Here is a 1,808-nt window from a genome sequence, read left to right on the forward strand (position 1 = left end):
CGGCCTTACGGTGGAGCGGTGCGTAGATGTGATAAAGAGACAGGCCCCGACCATCACGGCCCCGCTGCAGCCGCAGCGGGACAACGGCCGGCGCGGCCTCAGCGTCAGCCGCTCGTCCCTGCTGTCCGGCACCGGGACTCGCGGTGCCATGGGCTGGCCCGACCGGTATCAGGGGGATCTGGGCGGCGCGCCCTACCGTCCGCAATACTGATCCTGATGGGCCGGCTGGTGGCGAAGCGCTACTCCGCGTCCTCGTAGGGATTGGTCGTGCCGCGCATGTGCAGGCGGATCGGCACGCCCGGCATGTCGAAGCTCTCGCGGAACAGGTTCACGAGATAGCGCTTGTAGTCCTCCGGCAGCAGCTCCGCCCGGGTACCGAAGACGGTGATGGTCGGCGGCCGCGCCTTGGGCATGGTGCAGTAGCGCAGCTTCAGCCGCTTGCCGCCCACCAGCGGCGGCTGGTGCTTCGCCAGCGCCTCCTCGAACCAGCGGTTCAGCGCGCCCGTCGGGACACGACGGTTCCAGCGCTCATAGACCTCGCGCACCGTGGGCATCAGCTTCTCCACGCCGCGCCCGGTGGCGGCGGAAAGCGGCACCACCGAGATCCCCTTCATCTGCGCCAGCGAGGCCGTCAGCACGTCCTCCAGCTTCCGCCGGGCGGCGTTGCGGTCCTCCACCGCGTCCCACTTGTTGTAGGCGATCACGACGGCCCGACCCTCGCGCTCGGCGAGGCGTGCGATGCGCAGGTCCTGCTCGTCCATGCCCAGGTTGGCGTCCAGCACCAGGATCGCCACCTCGCATTCCTTCAGCGCCGCGATGGTGGCGCCGGTGGACATCTGCTCCAGCCCCTCATGCACCCGGGCACGGCGCCGCAGCCCGGCCGTGTCCACCAGCCGCACCCTGCCGCCGGTCTCGTCGATCCATTCCGAGGCCACGGCGTCGCGGGTCAGGCCGGGCTCCGGCCCGGTGATCATCCGCTCCTCGCCCAGCAGGGCGTTCAGCAGGGTGGACTTGCCGGCATTGGGACGGCCGACGATGGCGATGCGCAGCGGGCGGTTGCGGCGGGCCTCCTCGGTGTCGGGCTCCTCCTCGTCCTCCGCGGGCGCCCAGTCCTTCAGGCGCGCGGCCACCTCGTCATGCAGTTCGCCCCAGCCGTCGCCATGCTCGGCCGAGACCGGCAGCGGCGAGCCCAGGCCCAGCTCATAGGCCTCCAGCGCATTGGCGGCGCCGGTGCGGCCCTCGGCCTTGTTGGCCAGCACCAGCACCGGCCGCTCCTGCCGCCGCAACCAGGTGGCGAAGGCACGGTCCGACGGGGTGAGGCCCGCCCGGGCATCCACCACGAAGAGGATCAGGTCCGCCTCGCGCAACGCGGCCTCGGAGGAGGCGCGCATGCGGCCGGGGATGGTGTCGGGCGGCGATTCCTCCAGCCCGGCCGTGTCCACCACGGTGACGTCGATGCCGCCGATGCGGGCCTCGCCTTCCTTGCGGTCGCGGGTCACGCCCGGCGTGTCGTCCACGATCGCGGTGCGTCGGCCGACCAGCCGGTTGAACAGGCTCGACTTGCCGACATTGGGCCGTCCGAGGATCGCGATGCGCGGCTTCATGCCGTGGTCCTTATGCTCTGCGGCCAATGCCGCGCCGGTCCGGAAAGCCGGGCCTGGCGCGCCGCTTCCTTATAGTCCCTTGATTCGGCCCTGTGGCCGCGCCGGACAAGGGGTGATGCGCGGTCCCTGCCCAGCGAAAAGGGTCGGCGCGCCGCTTCGGCGCGCCCGGCCGCCTGTCGCGCCGGTCCCCGGCCGCACCCTCCC

At 71.8% G+C, this 1,808-nt stretch carries 2 protein-coding genes; one reads left to right on the forward strand and one right to left on the reverse strand.

Annotation, left to right across the window (positions count from 1 at the left end):
- Window positions 1-211 (forward strand): hypothetical protein (locus ROTAS13_RS27570; RefSeq protein ID WP_171979229.1); only part of this gene is annotated, 211 nt, incomplete at its 5' end.
- A 28-nt stretch (window positions 212-239) separates the two neighbouring features.
- On the opposite strand, the gene der is transcribed toward ROTAS13_RS27570, so the two are convergent.
- Complete coding sequence (gene der / locus ROTAS13_RS24000) at window positions 240-1,604, reverse strand: ribosome biogenesis GTPase Der (RefSeq protein ID WP_019461513.1); 1,365 nt, start codon at window positions 1,602-1,604, stop codon at window positions 240-242.
- Between the last annotated feature and the right edge of the window lie 204 nt (window positions 1,605-1,808).

The organism is Roseomonas sp. TAS13 (assembly GCF_001950415.1).
Taxonomy (GTDB): domain Bacteria; phylum Pseudomonadota; class Alphaproteobacteria; order Acetobacterales; family Acetobacteraceae; genus Roseomonas; species Roseomonas mucosa.

Excerpts from the sequence above, each read along its gene's own strand:
- der (WP_019461513.1), bottom strand. The coding sequence starts at position 1,604 with ATGAAGCCGCGCATCGCGATCCTCGGACGGCCCAATGTCGGCAAGTCG.